Here is a 19,330-nt window from a genome sequence, read left to right on the forward strand (position 1 = left end):
TTCATATAGCAGGAATAAAGAATGAGATAGGGAAGAAATATGTAAGAGGATTTCATAGAGAGAGGAGGCTGGGTATGAAGCTTGTCTTTGTTCGGCACGGAGAAGGTGAACATACAAAGGATTTGCCTTCAAGTTTACAAGTGCTTCATCCTCCATTAACGGATGAGGGAAAGAATCAGGCTAAATTACTTCAATGCAATGTGCCATTACAAGAAACGGATATATTAATTGTTAGTCCTACACGTAGAACTTTACAAACAGCGGCAATATGGAGTGCGAAAGTAGTTTGTCAAAAAATCGTCCATCCATATGTATCCCCACGTATTTTTCCTTATCGAGAAGGAGCGAAAACATTACCATGTGATGACATAATAGATCAGGAAATGATAGCAAATTTATTTCCACATTTTTCGATAGAGAAAAGTACAAATAAGAAGTTATGGACGGAAGGTATAAATACTATTTCAGAAAATCGTTTTCAGCAAATAGTAGATGAATTTCTTCTTTGGTGTTATGAGCTAGGTGCTGAAAGAATTTGCATTGTATCTCACGACGGGACAATTACAGCGTATAGGCAATATGTACAGAAAGTCGTTTTAACTAGATCTGATTTTTTGCAAGAAACGGGTATATATGAAATGGATGTATCTTTTAAAAGTCTGATTGATGAGATCTAATTATAGGATGGAAGGTGTATGTTGAATGTTGCATTAGTAGTTGGTTTCAATTCGGATTTAGAGGCGCAATCAATCCGAGCATCGCTTGAATATTTTGGGGCAAAAGTTGTAACATACTGGATTGGTAGACCGAGAGAGTTCATTAATATTCTTTCTGGAAAGGGTTTATATAATGATATCAATTATGTTATTTTTTGCTTTCATGGTGAGGAAGGAGAGTTTGTCATGGAAGAGTTAGGTGAAGATATATATGAGCAAGATGAACCGAGGGGATACTTTGGTGCAGCAGAAATTTATCCCGCGTTAACGGACAGTAAAACTCCCACCTCAAAATTCAGTTGGAGCAAAGAAGTTAGGTGGGAGATCAACTGTCCGTAAACGTCCGATTGGTTCAACTAATAATCAGTGGGGGATGAACAAAACCCCCACTGATTAAAGTTTCACTTTATAAATATGCAAAATTGCATAATACACATATTGTAAATAGCGGGTGTACGTTAGGGGAGCGAAAACTAGCAGAATCTTTCTTACATAGTGGGGCGAAATCGTATATTGGATCGATAGATTATGTAGATGGGAATGCAGCACTTATGTTTACAATACGCTTATTTTATGGGCTTATTAGCCATGAAAAAACGTTAGAAGATGCTTTTCAAGAGGCGAAATTAATCGATGAGGAGACACGTACATTTCAATTCTATAAATAGTGAAAATGCATTTATTCTATATTTGAATAAATGCGTTTCACATTTAACTCACATTTTTTTTACATTTTCTTCAATGAAAATGATTATCACCTATGGTATGATATGTTCAAGTTTTTACAGGTAATAAAAGTTACTATATAAACGTTAGTTTTTAATGTTTCATACACATGTCACGAATTATTCATAATTAACATTTGAAAAATAAGTAACTAATGTTATTATATTATCTGTAACTAACTTAATTACAACTTTAGGAGGAAGATATGGTTATTCAATTTTTAAGAGAAAACAAAGCAGTTTCTTTTGTGTTAGCAGTAATTCGAGTGTATCTTGGTTATACATGGTTAATGGCTGGAATCGGTAAACTACAAGGAAAAGGGTTCGATGCAACTGGTTATTTACAAGGTGCAATTGAAAAAGCTAAAGGAGCACAACCGGCTGTTCAATCTTGGTGGGCATCATTTTTACAAGATTTTGCAATTCCAAACGTTGATCTATTTAATACACTTGTAACGTGGGGAGAAATTTTAGTCGGAATTGGTTTAATTGTAGGCTGTTTAACAAAAACAGCGGTCTTTTTCGGTCTTGTAATGAACTTTTCCTATATGCTTAGTGGGTCAATTGGTGTAAATCCTGAAATGGTTATCCTATCAATGTTCGTTCTAGTCTCTGGTATGAATGCTGGTAAATTTGGAATAGATGGTTTCGTTATTCCGAAAGTATTAGGATCAAAAACTCAAAAGCGCCAAAAGCAAGCTGCTTAATATATGAAAGCGGGTATCTCAAAATGAGATACCCGCTTATGTTATTTTTCAACTTTATTGTTCTTAAAGAATTCTTTTACATAACCTACAAATTCTTGTGGCTCTTGACGAAATGGTGCATGATAACCTTTTTCGATAATATGGAAAGTACTATTTTTTAAGAATTGATGATACGTTTCTCCTTCTTTCCAAGAAACGCTACTATCATTTCTTCCCCATATAATTAAGGTTGGTTGTTTAATTTCATTTGCATTGATTTGAAGACGTCTAGGCCATAATTTCATTTTATTGTAATGCTCTTCATCATTACGCTTGGATTTAACTTTGTTTTCATCATAATCTGCAATAGTAGAAACAGTATTTAAATCAGTCGACAACTGTGGTTTTGGTGAACCTTGTTTATTAACGAATGTATGAGGACCGCCTGTAGCATCAGTTAAAATAAGGTGGGTAACGGCTTCAGGATATAAATACGTTAAATTAAGAGAAATTTCTCCGCCCATTGAGTGTCCTAGTATTGCAAACGAATCATAACCTAGTTTTTTCATTAATTTATAATACAAATTTGCATGGTTTGGGAAAGAATAGTAAAAATCCATTGGCTTAGATGAGCGCCCGAATCCTAAAGCATCTACAGAAATAATTGTATGATCTTTTGCTAAGTCTGAGTAAATCTTTTGAAAACCATCTGACGATCCTCCAAATCCATGGATCATAAGTAAAGGTGGTTTTTCATTACCAATCTTTTTAAAGTAAATGGTTTGACCATCTATTTCTACCATTTTTTCCTCGGTAGCTAGTTTCGCTGTAAGTGTATTTTTCACTTGTTTTACTTGCTCTACTGGCTTTTCTGCTGCACTACATCCTACTAATAGTGTAAGAGTAAGACAACCTACCATAAAATAGCTAAATCGCGTCAATTAGGTGTCCCCTTTCTAACATAAGGCTGTGTCTATCATAGCAAATAGCATATTACGATTTCCAGGAAGTTGGCTACCATTTTTCATCATAAGAGGTGAAAGGAGCGTTTCTTGGAAATTTTCTGTTTGAAGAAATTTACGAAATGAAAATTGTGAATGTGGGACATCAATCCTTACTGTGCCATTCCAACATTCACAGATTCTCTTGAATAATTGAATAGCATCCTTCTCTTGTTTTGCGATAAGTGGAGTGACGCATAATATATTCCCTTTTTGTATACATAAGGAAAAAGCTTCTATACAGTTATTTCTCTCAATTTTAAAAGAGTGGCTCGTTCTTGGTAATAGTAATGAATAAAGTAAAGAACGATCGGCACCAGTTGTAATTTGATCGAGAGAAATAAGTGAGATAAGGTCTTTTTCTTTTACTTGTTGTGTATGAGTGATATTTGTCTTAGTAGTTTGTTTTTCAAAACGATGAATCGTCGTTACTGTTTGAAATTTGCATGATGTATAAAGAGGCTCGCCAGCTTTTGTTGCAATAAGTGCAATTGGTTGCTTTGGATGAGTGTGTTCTAAGCAACAATTTAGCAAAATACGTCCGATGCCTTGGCCTTGAAAATTAGGATGGACGATTAACATGCCAATAGTAGAAAAACTATCTTTAAAAGGAAATACTCCTCCAGCTGCAATCAGTTTATTTTCATGCATATAACCGATAAGTGTGCCGAGAGAAAGATACATTTCGAATTGTTTTTTCATAAATTCTTTATCTTGTAACCATCCAATAGCTTTACAAAGGTCGAGTAAATCAAAAATAAAAGATTCATCTAGCTTTATTGTTTTCATAAATACGCCCCACATTTCTATTAATTTTCATAAAAGTAGATTGAAAATGTTAAATAAGAGATTTACGTTACATGAAATCCAACTTGTTTATATTTTAATTGTAAAGGGGAAGAAGGTTGATACGAACAGACAAACTTATACAAATTATAACTGATATTTACATAAGTTAACAAAAAATTTACATATAACTAATTTTCTCTTAATAGTCTTCTATTAAATTTGATAGTGGGAAATGAATAACCTAATTAGGGGGACAAGACAGTGAAAAAGTTTGTGAAAAAAGCATGGCCATTTGCAGTTGTGGCGTCGTTAGCAGTTACTTCGGTGGCAACATGGAATTTTACACGTTCTAGTGAAGTAAATGCAGATGAGAGCGGAAGCAATGCAAAGATTAAAAATGTTATTGTGTTAATTGGAGATGGTATGGGTCCTTCATACATGACGGCTCATCGTTATATGAAAGATAATCCAAAAACATTCGAGATGGAATCTACAGAGTTTGATAAGCATCTTGTAGGAACACAAAAAACATATCCGGAAGATGAACATGAAAATATCACAGACTCTGCATCAGCAGCAACAGCTATGTCAGCGGGAATTAAAACATATAACGCGGCAATTGCAGTTGATAATGATAAAGCAGAAGTGAAAACTGTTCTTGAACAAGCGAAAGAAAAAGGGAAATCAACGGGACTCGTTGCTACTTCTGAAATTACACATGCAACACCAGCTGCTTTCGGTGCGCATGACATTAGTCGTAAAAATATGGATGCAATTGCAAATGATTATTTTGATGAAAAAATTAAAGGGAAGCATAAAGTAGATGTTATGCTTGGCGGCGGTGTAAAAAACTTTGTTAGAAAAGATCGTAATCTTACAGAAGAGTTTAAGAAATCTGGTTATAGCTACGTAACAGATCGAGATCAATTGTTAAATGATAAAAACGATCAAATTTTAGGTTTATTTGCACCAGGCGGTTTAGATAAAATGATTGACCGTAATGAGAAGACACCTTCATTAGAAGAAATGACAAATGCAGCAATTGAGCGTTTGAACAAAAATAAAAATGGTTTCTTCTTAATGGTTGAAGGAAGTCAAATCGACTGGGCTGGACACGATAATGATATCGTAGGTGCAATGAGTGAAATGGAAGACTTTGAAAAAGCATTTAAAGCAGCGATTGAGTTTGCGAAAAAAGATAAAAATACGTTAGTCGTTGCAACGGCAGACCACGCTACTGGCGGATTATCTTTAGGTGCGAATGGTGAGTATAACTTTAAAGTAGATCCAATTAAAGCTGCAAAACGCACACCAGACTTCATGGCAAATGAGATTGCAAAAGGTGCAAATGTAGAAGAGACATTAAAAAAATATATTGATTTACAATTAACACCAGAAGAAATTAAAGCGGTAAATGATATTGCTCCTTCAAAAGATGTAACAAAGATTGATAATGCGATTGAGGATATTTTCAATAAGCGTTCGGTTACAGGATGGACAACAGGTGGACATACGGGGGAAGATGTAAACGTATATGCATTTGGCCCTGGTAAATACTTGTTCTCTGGCGTTCAAGAGAATACAAATATCGCTAAACGTGTCTTTGATATTGTTGGCGGTGGCGATCCGAATAAAGGAAGACGCTAATTATCAAGAAAAGTGAGGCGAAATGCCTCACTTTTCTTTTTAGGAGATGGGAATGATGAGGACTTTTTTCAGAGGGATAGGAGCCCTTCTAATAGGTGTATTATTGCTAGTTGGATGTCAATCCAAGGAGAATTATATAGAACAAAAATCTACTACTAAAAAAATTGAGGAGAAGGTACAAATAACGAAAGAAGAAGAAAAATCGATTCAAGATGTTATGGAGAAATTTGTACGGACGACAAATGAAAAAAATCTTGCTGAACATATGGAGTTATTCTCAAAGAAGCTGCCTAGTGCTGAAGACTTAAAAACACAAAAAGAAGCCGCTTTTCAAAAGGGAAATAAGAAAATTGAATTGGAACATATAGACATGAAAGCTAGTAAAGCAGGGTATGTTGTAGTTGAAACAAAGGAAAAGGAAATAGATGGGGAGGTCACTCTTCAGAAAAATGTACAGTATGCACTTGGAAAAGAAGAGGATGGATGGAAAATTGAAGAGGTTCGCACGATAGGGAAGAAATAAAGTGAAACTTTAATCAGGGAGTCTTACTGCCCGTAAATAGCGAAATAAAAAAGGTTCTCATTGGAGAGAACCTTTTTATAGTGGTAATAGAATTTGATTTGAACATGCTTCGATATCATCAATATCTTGGCGAATTGTTGCCATTTTATTATCAAGATCTTCAGCCTTCATTGCCGCATCATGTAGTTCATCTTTTAAATACTCAGGTATTTTCCCTTCATATTTATAATAAAGTTTATGTTCTAAACTTGCCCAAAAGTCCATAGCAAGTGTACGTAACTGGATTTCTGCAAATACATCTTTTGTACCAGAATTCAGTGATAAAGGATACTTAATGATCATGTGTAAACTTTTATATCCGTTTCCCTTTGGATTAGCGATATAATCTTTTACTTCTATGATTTCCATATCCTCACGCTTTTGAATGACTTCTTTTAAATGATAAATATCTTCTACGAAGCAACATGTAATACGAATGCCGATGATATCTTGTAAATGTGTTTGTGCATTCTCAACTGTCGGTAATAAATTTTTACGTTCAAGCTTTTTAATAATACTTTCAGGTTGTTTTAATCTTGTTTTTATATGTTCAAACGGGTTGTAATCCTCTAAAAATTGAGCTTCCCGGTTCATAATTTCAAATTTAGTTTTTAACTCTTCTAAAGCAAATGTATATGGTAGTACAAAAGCTTTCCAGTAGTTAACTGTTGATTGGTTATATTCCATTTATATACACACCTTTTCCTATTTACAAGTGAGGTTGTTATTATACTAAATACCAAAGCATATAAGCGCAAGCAGCAAATGAGGAGATCATAAAACGATATTTAGTTTTCATACTTTCAACTCCTTTCGAGTAAGATTCTATATGAATAAACGTGATTGTTAATAAATTCACTATGTACAATTCTTATAGTAATAGATTCGTGTGAATTTCGTATGAACTAATTGTTTCAGATTTTTGTCTTTTTTTGTAAAGCATCATTATCTATAATTTAAAGTGTTTTCATTTTATTTATTTAATTGTATAAATTAATGTATATTTGAATTTGCGGTTATTAAGGAGGCTATACGGTGAACTTTGAAGAATTAGCAATTGCTAGACGTTCCGCAATGAAATTTGTACAAGGAATAGAAATCCCTGATGAGGATTTTAAAAAAATATTTGAGCTAACAAAGCTTTCGCCATCTTGTTACAATTTGCAACATACACATTATGTTGTAATTCGTGATCAAGAGCGAAAAGAAAGATTAAAAGAGTTAGCTTTCAGACAATATAAAGTTTCGAGTGCATCTGCGGTAATACTTGTTTGTGGTGATAAGAGAGCATACCAAAATGTCGAAAATATTTATTTTGGTATGAAGGTTTTAAAGATGATTGATGAATGTGAATATGAAGATACAATTAAGCAAACGAAAGGGCTATATGAAGGAAAAGGAGAACGCTTCATGGAAGAGGAAGCGATTAGAAATGCATCGTTAAGTGCGATGACTTTTATGTATGCAGCTAAATATTACGGCTATGATACGTGCCCAATGATCGGTTTCGATGAAAAAGCAGTGCAAAGTGAATTAAATATGCCGGAGCATGTAGCACCTGTTTTAATGATTACGATCGGAAAAAGCGATACTACTAAAATTCGCCCACGAGGATATCGAAAGCCGATTAGTGAGTTTGTTACATATGAAACATTTAAAAAAAAGGTATAGATTACTTAAACAAAAGGGTTCTATTTAGATCCCTTTTGTTTTGTAATTGACAAATAGAATGAAGTTATATAATATATAAATCGTAATCATTACGTTTTAGTTTGCGATCTTTGAAGGAAAGGAGAATTACATATGCGTGTAAATATTACATTAGCTTGTACAGAGTGCGGTGATCGTAATTATATTTCTAAAAAAAATAAACGAAACAATCCAGAGCGCATCGAACTAAAAAAATATTGTCCACGATTAAAGCGAGTAACGCTACATCGTGAGACGAAGTAGAAGACTAGAGATATCTCTAGTCTTTTTGTTTATAGCCATTTAGTTTTATTTGTTATAATTACCTTAAATTGTAATGAGGGAGAGGTATGATGAATCAAAAAGATAAAGAAAGAAAAGAGCAAGTGGCTCATATGATTGATATTCCAGATGATTTTAGGCTTGTTGTAGATGATCAAGAAGGTGTGGATGACCCATATCATCTATTATGGTGGGAGCATAAAGATGATGAGGAGAGAACGATACAAATTACGCTGAATAGACATACTGGTAATTTAATCGAATTTAGTATAGATGATAAAAAATATTTTTCGAGTGGTAAGGAAGCGCTAGAGGAGAATAAAGCAAGAGAGATTGCAAATGTATTTTTAAAAAAATATACAAAAGAAGGTTATGAATGTTATACATATGTAACGGTTAAGGACGACAGAAGTGGTTGGAAAGAAGTAAATTATATGCAAGAAGTGAATGGCTATCCACTGCCGAATACAGGATGTGTCGTGCAAGTTTGTCCTTCAGGTAATGTTGTGCATTTTCGTTATAATGGACAAAAAGCTATCGAGAAAAAAACGGTATGGCCAAGTGAAATTGTTGAGGAGAACGTCGTCTTAGAAAATTTGAAAGCTAGACAAGATATGAGACTTGTATTTGTGGATTTAACACACTCTTCATGTGAGTATGAAAATGGAGAGGAAGTAAAAGGGTACCATCTTGTATATGAACCAGAACCTAGCCATGCGTTTATTAATGCAAGTACAGGTAAAGATTTGTTTGGACCAGATCACTATAAATTGCCTCCAACTGTAGCTGTTGAAATAATGGAAAAAGGTAGCCAGCAAGATGATATATTCGATTTGCTTGACTGGGATAAAGACAGTTTTACAAAAGTAGCTGAGACGGAAGATGATGATGAAATAAGGATGAAATTTGTTCCAAAAGAGGAATTACAGAAACAAAAAGAAGAAAAAAATCCATATTTAATGAATGAATTTTTTAAGAAGCATTTACCGATGTTAAAATATAATAATTTTGTGTGCATTATGATTGATAAATCTACGAATGAATTAACTGGTTTTATAAAACTTACAGACGATAAAGAAGTAAAGCAAATACTGTCTAGAGAGGAATGTTTACAAAAAGCACTTCAATTTTTGGAACAAGTTATTCCAGATGTCACACAATATCTTCGTCTTTGGGAAGAACGTGAAGAAGCAGAAGATGGAATTGAAAGGTTTATCTTTTCCGTATATGTGAATGGCATTCCGGCAGAGTATAAGCAATTTATGGTTAATATCAATGCGGAAAATGGGGCTGTGGTGCATTATTCCGGAGAGTCTAGCAACCTTATAAAAGAATTGCTTACATACGAAACAACACCAAAAGTAAAAAAGGAAAAAGCGTTAGCAATATACAGAGGGGCCATGCGAGTTAATTTAGAATGGTTTTTAGAAAATGACGTAGAGGAAACGAACTACGAACTACTGTATAGACAAACGACGGATGAAAATTATAAAGAATCCTTCGATTGTAGTCGAGAAATTCGTTATATTGATGCGCATACTGGGGAGAAAATTTGGAGCAAGTAAAATAAAAAGAGTTATTTTTCAAAGAAAATAACTCTTTTTATTTTTATAATTTGCCTGTTCGTTTTTCAAATGTAAATGTGATAGGAAGGTTGCAAGGAGAACTATCACTTTTAAATGTTACTTTCCATTCTTTAGAATGAGCTTTAATTTCGAAATCAAGAAGGTTCATTGCTCTACGTTTATCTATTTCTAAAAACATATTATGAATTTCTGGTTCTTGCTGTAAATTAAGAGCCTTTAGTGTGACTGTTAATGTGAAAAAATTTCGCCCTTCATATACTATTTTTGATATTTTTGTTTTTTGTGTATTTAACAGTATATAAAAACGGTCTGATGGAGTTAATTGTACAGAGTCATCAGTAATTTCATCCTCCATATTATGAAGTTCAACTAAGAAAGATGTACTATGGGAAGAATCTTTTTTGCTTGTAATCTGTAATTCAGTGGGAATCATCGGTATTTCATAAAAATCATTCCTTATTATATTGTTGTAATCCTCGGAAAATTTACGGACTTCTTTTGGGAAAGAGTCTTCTTCTTTTGTACTTAAAAAAGTTTTATGTTGCTTTGGAATTTTTTCACTAAACTTTAATGTTTCTTTAAAGTAATAATTGGATCCAGTTAAAAATAAAAAACTACAAATTAATAAAAAAATTCGATAGTGATTTTGAAAGAACAATAGTATACATGTAATAAATCCAATTACATAGAAAATAAAGATAAGTAGTTCTAGTTTTGAGTGAAAGGAGAAACCATAGTTATGAAGAAATTTCATTCCAATTATAATTTGAGCTCCAAAAAACAAAGAAATTCCAAATTGAAAAAATAATAAATCAGGTCCTCTCTTAATAACAAAAGTAATGAACGAAATGAAAAGTAAAAATACCCCTAAATAAATTGTTACATTTAATAATCGATCTAATGTAAGCATGAATAGTGTCCCCTTTAATAGCATATTCATATATAACTAATAATTTATATAATTATAATATAACAATAAAATATTTTAAATATTGGAAGTGTTGAGTTTTATAAATAAACTGTACAGACACAAACAACCTCACGCCCACATACACATAATAAAGACCACTATTTTGGCGGAGGTGAAAGGTTTGAGTCTATTCGCCGCAATTGGATATATGGTTCGAGAAGTGTTTGTCTTTGTTTCTTATGTAAAGAATAATGCGTTTCCGCAGCCGTTATCATCAGACGATGAGAGAAAGTACTTAGAGTTAATGGAGCAAGGTGATGCTCAAGCGAGGAATTTGTTAATTGAACATAATTTACGGCTTGTAGCTCATATCGTTAAGAAATTTGAAAACACAGGGGAAGATGCAGAAGATTTAATTTCAATTGGTACAATCGGGCTTATTAAAGCGATCGAGAGCTATTCGGCAGGAAAAGGCACAAAACTTGCGACGTATGCAGCACGCTGTATTGAAAATGAAATTTTGATGCATTTACGTGTACTGAAAAAAACGAAAAAGGACGTTTCACTTCATGACCCGATCGGGCAAGATAAAGAGGGGAATGAAATATCGCTTATTGATATATTAAAATCAGAGTCTGAAGATGTAATTGATATGATTCAGCTTAGTATGGAGTTAGAAAAGATTAAAGAGTATATCGATATTTTAGACGAACGGGAGAAAGAAGTAATCGTGAAGCGTTTTGGACTGGGGCTTGATAAGGAGAAAACGCAACGAGAGATTGCAAAGGCACTTGGTATTTCCAGAAGCTACGTATCAAGAATTGAAAAGCGCGCTCTAATGAAAATGTTCCATGAATTTGTAAGAGCTGAGAAAGAGAAAAAAGCGAAAGAATAATGTACATTGCAAGCAGCCATATTTTAAAATGGGCTGCTTTTCTTTTTGTAAATAAGGAAAGAAAAAGAGTTGTGTTCAGAAGAAATCTATGTTCACTGTTGAAAATGACGGATTCTATCTGTAATATTAGAGGGTGCTAAACAATTTAAGAATAATACCATACTTAGTTTTCCGCATGTATAATGAAACAGTTCTATATGATATGTGGGAATAAGAACCAATTTTACATATGATATAGAAGGAAAAGAAGGGGAAGCTAAAGTTATAGACTGATTAGGAGGTTTCGCAATTTGCGACGTACATTATATCGACTTATGATCGAACTTACAAATGGTCGTTTTACTTCTTATATATTACGTAAATTTGCACAATCTCGTTTGAGCTCTATCATTATTCCATCGTATGCGAAAGTTTTTCAAATTAACCAAGATGAGATGGAAAAGGGTTTGAAGGAATATAGAACATTGCATGAATTATTTACGCGTAAGCTAAAAGAAGGAAAGCGTAGTGTTGATACAGATGCATCGAGTATCGTTAGTCCTGTTGATGGTGTTTTTGCTGATCACGGTCCTATTGAGGACACAAAAACATTTGATATTAAAGGTAAGCGTTATTCAATCGTGGATATGCTAGGTAATGAAGAACGTGCAAAGCGATATGCAGGTGGTACATACATGGTTATTTATTTAAGCCCAAGTCATTATCATCGTATTCATAGTCCGCTTTCTGGTTCTGTGACTGAAAGGTTTGTACTTGGTAGAAAGTCATATCCGGTAAATGCAGCTGGTATGGAATATGGGAAAGAGCCATTGTCAAAAAATTATCGCTCTGTTACAGAAGTAAATAGTGACGGTGAACATATGGCACTTGTAAAAGTAGGAGCTATGTTTGTTAATAGTATTGAGCTGTTGCATGAAAGAGACACTGTTCAAAAAGGTGAAGAAATGGCATACTTTACATTTGGCTCAACAGTTGTGTTATTGTTTGAAAAAGATATGATAGAAGTAGTGCAGGAATTGAAGAGTGGACAAGAGCTTCGTCTTGGTGAAAAAATTGCTACTCGTTCGGCTCATAAGTAAAGAAAACATTTTATAACTGTAAGCAAGAGTTATGGACAAAGATGCTTAATGACGAAATTCCCTAGATGGGAGTACTTGTTTATTCGAGAGCCATCGCAGGATGGCTCTTTTTACAAGTTAGCTCATTAAAATTTCACTTTATATGTAATCAAGACGATTTGACAAGCTTGTCCTCTAATGAGCGTCTAATCATTTCTTGTTTTATAAGTAAAATGAAGTCGGGATTTAATTTTAGTTCTTTTGCTTTATAATAAGACTCAGTGAGTAACTCAGTAGACAACTGTTCCATATATTTTGTTTTCAAGGTGAGTCACCTCCTAATAATTTAAGGATTGATTCGTTGTTGCATTTAATGTACCAAAAAAATATGACAGTCACAAACGAGTGGTTATCCACATACCTAGGTGGATAAAATGTGTATAGATTGTTAGTAAATTCCAAATTAGCTGAAAAATTAATGTGGAAAATGTGTACAATTTTATCCACAGGTCATATATCGAAATATGTTGTCGAAAAATTTTTATGAAAACTCCTCAAAGAGGTGAAAGAAATTGAAGCTATTTTTACCAAATGAATATGTGAAAAATGTATATCATGTTCAACCAGAAGATTTGAAAAAACGTGGAATTAAAGGTGTCATTACTGATTTAGATAACACGTTAATTGAATGGGATCGTCCAAATGCAACGCCACAACTTGAAGAATGGTTTTTGAAAATGAAAGAGCAAGGTATTCAAGTAACGGTCGTTTCAAATAATAATGAGCAACGTGTGAAAGACTTTGCTGATCCATTAGGTATTCCATTTATTCATAGTGCGCGTAAACCATTTGTTCGCGCGTTTAAGCGTGCGATACAAGAGATGCACCTGCAACCAGATGAAGTTGTAGTAATTGGAGATCAGTTACTAACGGATGTTTTAGGTGGAAACCGAGTGGGACTTCATACAATTTTAGTTGTACCGGTAGCACAAACCGACGGATTAGTAACGCGCTTTAATCGGAAAATTGAACGAAAAATTATGAGAAATATGAAGAAAAAAGGTTTAATTAACTGGGAGGAATAAAGTTTGACTGAAACAATTAAATGTATTGGTTGCGGTGTAGAAATTCAAACAGAAGATAAAAACGAAGTGGGATATGCTCCTACCTCATCTTTAGAGAAAGAACAAGTAATTTGTCAACGCTGTTTTCGCTTGAAACATTATAACGAAATTCAAGATGTATCATTAACAGATGATGACTTCCTACGCATTTTAAATGGAATTGGAAAATCGGATGCGTTAGTAGTTAAAATTGTAGATATTTTTGATTTTAATGGTAGCTGGTTACCTGGCCTACATCGTTTCGTGGGAAATAATAAAGTATTACTTGTTGGAAATAAAGCTGATTTAATTCCTAAGTCAGTAAAACATGATAAAGTAAAGCATTGGATGCGCTATAGTGCAAAGCAGCTAGGATTAAAGCCAGAAGATGTCTTTTTAATTAGTGCAGCAAAGGGACAAGGGATTGCTGAGTTGGCAGATGCTATTGAGTATTACCGCGGCGGAAAAGATGTTTACGTTGTTGGATGTACGAATGTAGGAAAATCAACATTTATTAATCGTATGATTAAAGAATTTAGTGATGAGACTGAAAATGTAATTACAACATCTCATTTCCCAGGAACAACACTTGATTTAATTGATATTCCGTTAGACGAAGAATCTTCTTTATATGATACGCCAGGTATTATTAACCACCATCAAATGGCTCATTATGTTGGAAAAGAAAGCTTAAAGCTTATTACACCAACAAAAGAAATTAAGCCAATGGTGTTCCAATTAAATGAAGAACAAACATTATTCTTCAGTGGATTGGCACGTTTTGATTATGTAAGTGGTGGTCGTCGTGCATTTACTTGTCACTTCTCGAATCGTTTAACAATCCATCGTACAAAGCTTGAGAAAGCAGATGAATTGTATAAAAATCATGCTGGGGATTTACTAAGCCCGCCAACACCAGAAGAATTAGAAAATATGCCAGAGTTAGTGAAATACGAATTTAATATTCGTGAACCAAAAACGGATGTTGTATTCTCTGGATTAGGATGGGTTACGGTAAACGAACCGGGAGCAAAAATTGTTGCACACGTACCAAAAGGAGTAAGTGTTTCGCTACGTAAATCTTTAATTTAATATGGAGAGGGATTTATGAAACAATTATATGGTGTAATCGGAAATCCAATTGGACATTCATTATCGCCTGTTATGCATAACGATGCATTTGAACACTTGAATATGGATGCCCATTATCATGCATTTCTTGTTAAAGAGGAAGTGCTAGGGGAAGCAGTAAGAGGTTTAAAAGCATTAGGTATTTCAGGATTTAATGTAACCACTCCGCACAAAGTTGCTATTATGGATTATTTGGATGAGATTGACCCGCTAGCAAAACAAATTGGTGCAGTAAATACAGTGGTTCATAAGGATGGGAAATTGATTGGCTACAATACAGATGGAATTGGTTTTGTCCGAGCGCTGCAGTCAATTAGTAGTGAACCACTTCAGGAGAAACGTATTTTATTGCTTGGCGCAGGTGGTGCTAGTCGAGCTATTTATTTTTCTCTTGCTGATGTAGGTGTGAAAGAGATTGATGTAGCTAATCGTACAGTAGATAAGGCGAAAGAACTTATTGCTGCATGTACAGCTACTGTTAATTCTGTTGCTTTATCGCTAGAAAAAGCAACAGAAGAACAAGGGAATTATGATATTATCATTCAGACGACAACAATAGGTATGCATCCACGCGTCGAATATACGCCATTACAAATTTCTTCGTTAAAAAAAGGGACGATTGTATCAGATATAATTTATAATCCATTTGAAACGAAAATTTTATATGAGGCAAAAGAGCAAGGTGCAATGATTCAAAATGGTATTGATATGTTTGTTTATCAAGGTGCACTTGCATTTGAAATGTGGACAGGGCGTGTACCGAATATCGATAGAATGAAACAATTAGTTATAAGAAAGCTTGGAGGCTAACATATATGTTAACAGGAAAACAAAAAAGATTTTTACGTGCACAAGCACATCATTTAACACCAATTTTTCAAGTAGGAAAAGGCGGAGTAAATGAAAATATGATTAAACAAATCGCAGATACTTTAGAAGTTCGTGAACTATTTAAAGTAAGTGTGCTACAAAACTGTGAATTCGATCGTCGTGAAGTTGCAGAAGAACTTGCAAAAGGCGCACGTGCTGAAATCGTTCAAGTAATTGGAAGTACAATCGTTTTATACAAAGAATCTAGAGAAAATAAACAAATTAAACTTCCTCGATCAAAAGACTAGCATATGCTATTTTTTATCGTTAGTGCGTAATGATGTAGAGAGCGAAACCAATTGAACTTTTATTAACAGTGAACTCTCTTCGGATAGGAATGAAGAGAGTTACTGTAGGTAAAAGGAAGGGGCGTTTCTTTTGAGAAAAATTGGCATCATTGGCGGTACATTTGATCCGCCACATTATGGGCATTTGCTAATTGCAAATGAAGTATATCATGCTTTGAATTTAGAAGAAGTATGGTTCTTACCGAACCAAATTCCACCGCATAAACAAGGACGGAATATTACAAGTGTAGAAAATCGCTTACAAATGTTAGAGCTTGCGACTGAGGCGGAGGAACATTTTTCTATTTGTTTAGAAGAGCTAAGCAGGAAGGGCCCATCTTATACGTATGACACTATGTTACAATTGACGAAGAAGTATCCGGATGTGCAGTTTCACTTTATTATTGGTGGAGATATGGTTGAGTATTTACCGAAGTGGTATAACATTGAAGCGTTACTCGATCTTGTGACGTTTGTTGGGGTTGCAAGACCTGGTTATACATTGCGTACGCCTTATCCTATCACCACTGTGGAAATTCCGGAGTTTGCAGTTTCTTCATCTTTATTGCGTGAGAGATATAAAGAGAAGCGAACATGTAAATATTTACTTCCTGAAAAAGTACAGGTGTATATCGAGAGGAATGGGTTGTATGAATCGTGAGAAAGCACTTCATATTGTCAAACAACAAATGCATGAAAAACGTTATATACACACAATAGGTGTAATGGAGACAGCAATTGAACTTGCTAAGTTATACGGTGTGGATGAAAAAAAGGCTGAAGTTGCAGCTATATTCCATGATTATGCGAAGTGTAGAGCGATTTCTGAGATGGAAGAGATTATTAAAAGTGAAGATTTGCCGAAAGATTTACTTTGTTATAACAAAGAGTTATGGCATGCGCCTGTTGGGGCATACTTAGTAGAAAAAGAAGTAGGCATTACGGATCATGAAATCCTGCAAGCTATTACATATCATACAAGTGGTCATGAGAAAATGACGATGTTAGATAAAGTAATTTATGTAGCTGATTACATTGAGCCTGGGCGAAAGTTTCCAGGGGTGGAGGAAGCTCGTAAACTCGCATATACGGATATAAATCAAGCTTTATTATTTGCGTTAAAGCGAACAATTCAATTTTTAATGGAAAAAAATCAAACGATTTATCCATTAACATTCCAAACATACAACGCAGTTATCAAGGAGGAAATTAGTAAATGAAAGATAAAGAGTTATTAGTATTAGCAGCAAAAGCAGCTGATGATAAGAGAGCAGAAGATATGGTTGTCCTAAATATGCAAGGTATTTCACCAATTGCAGATTATTTCATTATTTGTCACGGTAACTCAGATAAGCAAGTGCAAGCAATTGCGCGTGAAATTAAATCAAAAGCACATGAGTTCCAAATCGACGTACAACGTATGGAAGGTTTTGACGAAGCACGCTGGGTACTAGTTGACCTTGGAGATGTAGTTGCTCATGTATTCCATAAAGATGAGCGTAATCACTATAATTTAGAGCGTCTTTGGGGCGATGTGCCACGTGAGGATATTACAGACGAGCTAGACCAATGAAATACGAACAATTTGCATTGTTGTACGACGAACTAATGAATGATGTTCCTTATGATAAATGGGTGGAATTCACAGAGGAAAGTTTACAGCAAGCGGATATGAAAGAGGCGAAAATTCTTGATGTAGCATGCGGTACTGGTAATGTAACACTTCCGCTTGTACAAAAGGGTTACGATTTAATCGGTGTCGATCTTTCAGAAGAGATGTTAACGGTCGCTCAGCAAAAACTAGGCGGAGAAGGATACTTTATTCCTTTTTACCAACAAGACATGCGAGAGCTTGATGTTCCAGGTGAGTTTGACTGTGTAACGATCTTTTGTGATTCATTAAATTATGTATTGCAAGAAGATGGAGTGCAAGAAACATTTCGAAGAGTGTTTCACCATTTACGTCAAGATGGTTTGTTTTTATTTGATGTACATTCTTTATATAAAATACATCGTGTATTTCAAAATGAAACATACACAGTGAATGGAGAAGAAATATCTCTTATTTGGAATTGCTTCCCTGGTGAAGAATCAAATAGTGTAGAACATGATTTAACATTCTTTGTTCAAGACCCAGAAGAAGATGTGTACCATCGTTTTGACGAATGTCACGTGCAACGTGCATATCAGGTTGAAGAGTTAACGAAATGGCTTGAAGAAGCTGGTTTTACCGTGCTTCGCGTCACTGGTGACTTTGAGCGACTTGAAGTTACAGAACAAACAGAGCGTATTTTCTTCATGGCGAAGAAAAACGCATAAAACAAAAGCAACCGAGAAGGTTGCTTTTGTTTTATAAAGAAGTTGTAATTTTAGTTCTAGCATAATAGGAAGATGATATACGTGAAGTGTGAAAATGCTAGTTTAAGTGAAAATGTAATGTAAAAAAGTAAGTATTTATAAAAAGGATTTGGAATGACGATGACGTATTTATTATGTGTGTTTATTGAATTGTTGATCGACGCATTTTAAATCTTCATCAAATTTCTCATGTGTTCGCTCAATTAATTTATGAAACATATCCCCAACATGTTCTTCTAAAACACGAATGCCTTCTCCTGTAACGCCGCCTTTAACACATACTTTTTCTTGTAAAGTAGGCAATGTGAAAATCTCTTTTTCAAGTAGTTTCCCCATTCCAACGACCATTTCACTTACTAAAGTAGTGGCTTCTTCATGTGTAATATTTGTTTTATCTACAGCAGCGTTAATGAAACATTGTAATAAATAACTAAAGAATGCAGGGCCGCAGCTTGCTATATCAGATGAAACGCGCGTTATATCTTCTTCTATCATAAGGGGAGTAGAAATGTTTTTGAATAGGCGAAATAGCTTTTGTTGCCACTCTTCAGAGCATTTACTTCCAAATGTAAATAGTGATGCACCAGACAGGGCGCGGTTTGTAATGCTTGGAATGATACGTGCAACGTGGCAAGGTACAAGTGTCTCTAATTGTGACGGAGATATTGGACTTGTGATAGAAACTAAGCACTTTTCATCAGAAAAATGTTCAGCGTATTTTTGTAGGATCGGGTATATATCTATCGGCTTTACACAAATAAAAATAAGATGTGATCGTTCGATTACCTCATCGATAGTTTTGGCTATATGAACAGAAGGGTATTTTTCCTTTATATGATATGCTTTGGCGGGCGTTCGATTAATGATTGTAAGGCACGAAGGTTTGACAGCACGGGTTTCTAAAAATGCGTCGATTAGTATATTCCCCATGTTCCCTGTCCCTATAATTCCTATGTTCAATGTTTCATCCCTCCTTCGTAACAGCTTTCTCCTAAACAATATGAATGATGTTATAAATTTATGATTAGAGGTGTA

Annotated in this window: 23 protein-coding genes and 1 pseudogene; 18 read left to right on the forward strand and 6 right to left on the reverse strand. The window is 34.4% G+C overall.

Features of this window, described 5'->3' with window-relative positions; genetic code table 11:
* Positions 1 to 74 precede the first annotated feature (74 nt).
* The 3 genes and pseudogenes from AC1Q8N_RS09640 to AC1Q8N_RS09650 all read left to right on the forward strand — a co-directional run bounded on the left by AC1Q8N_RS09640 (position 75) and on the right by AC1Q8N_RS09650 (position 2,148).
* Entirely contained in the window at positions 75 to 677 is a 603-nt protein-coding gene (locus tag AC1Q8N_RS09640; RefSeq protein WP_240514593.1) for a histidine phosphatase family protein, read from the forward strand.
* Positions 678 to 695: 18 nt separating this feature from the next.
* Positions 696 to 1,384, forward strand: a pseudogene (locus AC1Q8N_RS09645) (delta-aminolevulinic acid dehydratase).
* A 263-nt stretch (positions 1,385 to 1,647) separates the two neighbouring features.
* Complete coding sequence (locus tag AC1Q8N_RS09650; RefSeq protein WP_048541475.1) at positions 1,648 to 2,148, forward strand: DoxX family protein; 501 nt, start codon at positions 1,648 to 1,650, stop codon at positions 2,146 to 2,148.
* 41 nt (positions 2,149 to 2,189) lie between these two features.
* Here AC1Q8N_RS09650 and AC1Q8N_RS09655 read toward each other — a convergent pair whose 3' ends face one another.
* Both AC1Q8N_RS09655 and AC1Q8N_RS09660 read right to left on the reverse strand, forming a co-directional pair.
* Entirely contained in the window at positions 2,190 to 3,068 is an 879-nt protein-coding gene (locus AC1Q8N_RS09655) for an alpha/beta fold hydrolase (RefSeq protein ID WP_048541477.1), read from the reverse strand.
* A 15-nt stretch (positions 3,069 to 3,083) separates the two neighbouring features.
* On the reverse strand, positions 3,084 to 3,917 hold the full coding sequence (locus tag AC1Q8N_RS09660; protein WP_048541479.1) for a GNAT family N-acetyltransferase: 834 nt from the start codon (positions 3,915 to 3,917) through the stop codon (positions 3,084 to 3,086).
* Positions 3,918 to 4,178: 261 nt separating this feature from the next.
* On the opposite strand from AC1Q8N_RS09660, the gene AC1Q8N_RS09665 reads away from it, so the two are divergent.
* Both AC1Q8N_RS09665 and AC1Q8N_RS09670 read left to right on the forward strand, forming a co-directional pair.
* Positions 4,179 to 5,564: an alkaline phosphatase gene (locus AC1Q8N_RS09665; protein ID WP_000714921.1), complete on the forward strand. Its 1,386-nt coding sequence runs from the start codon at positions 4,179 to 4,181 to the stop codon at positions 5,562 to 5,564.
* A gap of 55 nt (positions 5,565 to 5,619) precedes the next feature.
* Complete coding sequence (locus tag AC1Q8N_RS09670; RefSeq protein WP_048541481.1) at positions 5,620 to 6,087, forward strand: hypothetical protein; 468 nt, start codon at positions 5,620 to 5,622, stop codon at positions 6,085 to 6,087.
* Positions 6,088 to 6,162: 75 nt separating this feature from the next.
* Here the strand turns inward: AC1Q8N_RS09670 and AC1Q8N_RS09675 are convergent, their stop codons facing one another.
* Positions 6,163 to 6,813: a GTP pyrophosphokinase gene (locus AC1Q8N_RS09675; RefSeq protein WP_000456212.1), complete on the reverse strand. Its 651-nt coding sequence runs from the start codon at positions 6,811 to 6,813 to the stop codon at positions 6,163 to 6,165.
* Positions 6,814 to 7,161: 348 nt separating this feature from the next.
* Here AC1Q8N_RS09675 and AC1Q8N_RS09680 point away from each other — a divergent pair, with 348 nt between their 5' ends.
* From AC1Q8N_RS09680 to AC1Q8N_RS09690, 3 genes are all read left to right on the forward strand, one after another.
* Positions 7,162 to 7,797: a nitroreductase family protein gene (locus AC1Q8N_RS09680; RefSeq protein ID WP_098076754.1), complete on the forward strand. Its 636-nt coding sequence runs from the start codon at positions 7,162 to 7,164 to the stop codon at positions 7,795 to 7,797.
* 132 nt (positions 7,798 to 7,929) lie between these two features.
* On the forward strand, positions 7,930 to 8,079 hold the full coding sequence (gene rpmG / locus AC1Q8N_RS09685) for a 50S ribosomal protein L33 (protein WP_001265617.1): 150 nt from the start codon (positions 7,930 to 7,932) through the stop codon (positions 8,077 to 8,079).
* Between the two features lie 89 nt (positions 8,080 to 8,168).
* Complete coding sequence (locus AC1Q8N_RS09690) at positions 8,169 to 9,662, forward strand: YcdB/YcdC domain-containing protein (RefSeq protein WP_098076752.1); 1,494 nt, start codon at positions 8,169 to 8,171, stop codon at positions 9,660 to 9,662.
* 43 nt (positions 9,663 to 9,705) lie between these two features.
* Here AC1Q8N_RS09690 and AC1Q8N_RS09695 read toward each other — a convergent pair whose 3' ends face one another.
* Entirely contained in the window at positions 9,706 to 10,593 is an 888-nt protein-coding gene (locus AC1Q8N_RS09695; RefSeq protein ID WP_141519960.1) for a hypothetical protein, read from the reverse strand.
* A gap of 181 nt (positions 10,594 to 10,774) precedes the next feature.
* On the opposite strand from AC1Q8N_RS09695, the gene sigK reads away from it, so the two are divergent.
* Positions 10,775 to 11,488, forward strand: a complete 714-nt coding sequence (gene sigK / locus AC1Q8N_RS09700) for an RNA polymerase sporulation sigma factor SigK (protein ID WP_000051382.1) — start codon at positions 10,775 to 10,777, stop codon at positions 11,486 to 11,488.
* A 290-nt stretch (positions 11,489 to 11,778) separates the two neighbouring features.
* Positions 11,779 to 12,567, forward strand: coding sequence for a phosphatidylserine decarboxylase (locus AC1Q8N_RS09705; protein WP_001255007.1), 789 nt, complete (start codon positions 11,779 to 11,781; stop codon positions 12,565 to 12,567).
* A gap of 148 nt (positions 12,568 to 12,715) precedes the next feature.
* Here the strand turns inward: AC1Q8N_RS09705 and AC1Q8N_RS09710 are convergent, their stop codons facing one another.
* Positions 12,716 to 12,871, reverse strand: coding sequence for a sporulation histidine kinase inhibitor Sda (locus AC1Q8N_RS09710; RefSeq protein WP_000853283.1), 156 nt, complete (start codon positions 12,869 to 12,871; stop codon positions 12,716 to 12,718).
* Between the two features lie 247 nt (positions 12,872 to 13,118).
* Here AC1Q8N_RS09710 and AC1Q8N_RS09715 point away from each other — a divergent pair, with 247 nt between their 5' ends.
* The 8 genes from AC1Q8N_RS09715 to AC1Q8N_RS09750 all read left to right on the forward strand — a co-directional run bounded on the left by AC1Q8N_RS09715 (position 13,119) and on the right by AC1Q8N_RS09750 (position 18,256).
* A complete protein-coding gene (locus tag AC1Q8N_RS09715) occupies positions 13,119 to 13,631 on the forward strand; it encodes a YqeG family HAD IIIA-type phosphatase (protein WP_048541490.1) in 513 nt (170 codons plus the stop codon).
* 3 nt (positions 13,632 to 13,634) lie between these two features.
* Positions 13,635 to 14,741 (forward strand): ribosome biogenesis GTPase YqeH, encoded by a 1,107-nt coding sequence (gene yqeH / locus AC1Q8N_RS09720; protein ID WP_048541493.1) that lies wholly within the window; start codon positions 13,635 to 13,637, stop codon positions 14,739 to 14,741.
* Positions 14,742 to 14,756: 15 nt separating this feature from the next.
* The gene (gene aroE / locus AC1Q8N_RS09725; protein ID WP_048541495.1) at positions 14,757 to 15,590 is read left to right on the forward strand and encodes a shikimate dehydrogenase; all 834 of its coding nucleotides are present in this window, start codon (positions 14,757 to 14,759) and stop codon (positions 15,588 to 15,590) included.
* 5 nt (positions 15,591 to 15,595) lie between these two features.
* On the forward strand, positions 15,596 to 15,898 hold the full coding sequence (yhbY, locus tag AC1Q8N_RS09730; protein WP_048541496.1) for a ribosome assembly RNA-binding protein YhbY: 303 nt from the start codon (positions 15,596 to 15,598) through the stop codon (positions 15,896 to 15,898).
* Positions 15,899 to 16,028: 130 nt separating this feature from the next.
* Positions 16,029 to 16,598, forward strand: coding sequence for a nicotinate-nucleotide adenylyltransferase (gene nadD / locus AC1Q8N_RS09735; RefSeq protein WP_001226041.1), 570 nt, complete (start codon positions 16,029 to 16,031; stop codon positions 16,596 to 16,598).
* Positions 16,588 to 17,157 (forward strand): bis(5'-nucleosyl)-tetraphosphatase (symmetrical) YqeK, encoded by a 570-nt coding sequence (gene yqeK / locus AC1Q8N_RS09740; protein ID WP_048541499.1) that lies wholly within the window; start codon positions 16,588 to 16,590, stop codon positions 17,155 to 17,157. Before nadD ends, yqeK begins: the two co-directional genes overlap by 11 nt.
* Complete coding sequence (gene rsfS / locus AC1Q8N_RS09745; RefSeq protein WP_000653210.1) at positions 17,154 to 17,510, forward strand: ribosome silencing factor; 357 nt, start codon at positions 17,154 to 17,156, stop codon at positions 17,508 to 17,510. Before yqeK ends, rsfS begins: the two co-directional genes overlap by 4 nt.
* Complete coding sequence (locus AC1Q8N_RS09750) at positions 17,507 to 18,256, forward strand: methyltransferase domain-containing protein (protein WP_493521173.1); 750 nt, start codon at positions 17,507 to 17,509, stop codon at positions 18,254 to 18,256. Before rsfS ends, AC1Q8N_RS09750 begins: the two co-directional genes overlap by 4 nt.
* 171 nt (positions 18,257 to 18,427) lie before the next feature.
* On the opposite strand, the gene comER is transcribed toward AC1Q8N_RS09750, so the two are convergent.
* The gene (gene comER / locus AC1Q8N_RS09755) at positions 18,428 to 19,255 is read right to left on the reverse strand and encodes a late competence protein ComER (RefSeq protein WP_098076748.1); all 828 of its coding nucleotides are present in this window, start codon (positions 19,253 to 19,255) and stop codon (positions 18,428 to 18,430) included.
* Positions 19,256 to 19,330 lie beyond the last annotated feature (75 nt).

This window comes from Bacillus sp. GW823-FHT06B01, from assembly GCF_058952315.1.